Annotated in this window: 1 protein-coding gene and 1 pseudogene; both read left to right on the plus strand. The window is 66.1% G+C overall.

Annotated features, from left to right (window positions below; translation table 11 throughout):
• On the plus strand, positions 1 to 425 hold a 425-nt coding region (locus CKW40_RS42340; RefSeq protein ID WP_369333072.1), incomplete at its 5' end, for a hypothetical protein.
• Positions 422 to 811 (plus strand): annotated as a pseudogene (locus CKW40_RS42345) (DNA primase); the annotation flags it as partial. The gene CKW40_RS42340 and the pseudogene CKW40_RS42345, both read left to right, overlap by 4 nt.

The following is an 811-nucleotide window of genomic DNA, read 5'->3' on the forward strand; positions in this document are numbered from 1 at the left end:
ATGACTGCCAGGTCTACCGCATCCAGACCGATGCCGGCGAGCGCATCATCGGGCGTCACATCGCATCGACGCTGGTGGCGACCCTGTTCCGGAATCTGGGTCTCGACGATGTGCCGACGCTCGCGCCAGAAGAGGCCTGGACCGGGCTCGTGGAAGGCAAGATCGGGCTGCAGCTCGCGGATGGCCTTATCCTCCGTCGCAGCCGGGTCATGAACCACTACCGTGTCGAGCTGATCGGCTTCACCGACGCGATGGTTCCCCGGCTGAAGGCGCTGGGGCTGATCTCCGAAATCATCTCCTGGAAGCTGAGGCTGTTCATCCCGACGGCCGCGCAAGGGTCCGACATCCTGGCCTCCCTCCTCGACCGTCATACACTGGTCGGGGTCACCGACGTACGGCCGCGGCTTGAGGGGCCGCGACCATGACCGGCTCGGCTTCCGATCTGGCACACCGCCTTGGCGATCATGCCGAGGCGGTGTGCCGCGAATATCTTTCCAACGGTCATCGCTCGGGCAATCACTGGATTGTCGGCGACGTGCGCAACACGCGCGGCCGCTCCATGCACGTCCGCCTGAAAGCCAATGCGAAAGGACCAGCAGGCAAATGGGTCGATGAGCAAAGCGGCGAACATGGCGACCTGCTCGACGTGATCGAGGCGAGCTGCGACCTCACGGACTTCCGCGAGGTCGCGGACGAGGCGCGTCGCTTCCTCGCCATGCCGCGGTCCCGACTGCAGTCTCAGACCCTTGGAGCGCAGCGCCAACCTGCCGCGGCACGCGGTTCGCCCGACGCCGCGCGTCGCCTGTTCGCC

It is taken from the genome of Mesorhizobium carmichaelinearum (assembly GCF_900199455.1).
GTDB lineage: Bacteria > Pseudomonadota > Alphaproteobacteria > Rhizobiales > Rhizobiaceae > Mesorhizobium > Mesorhizobium carmichaelinearum.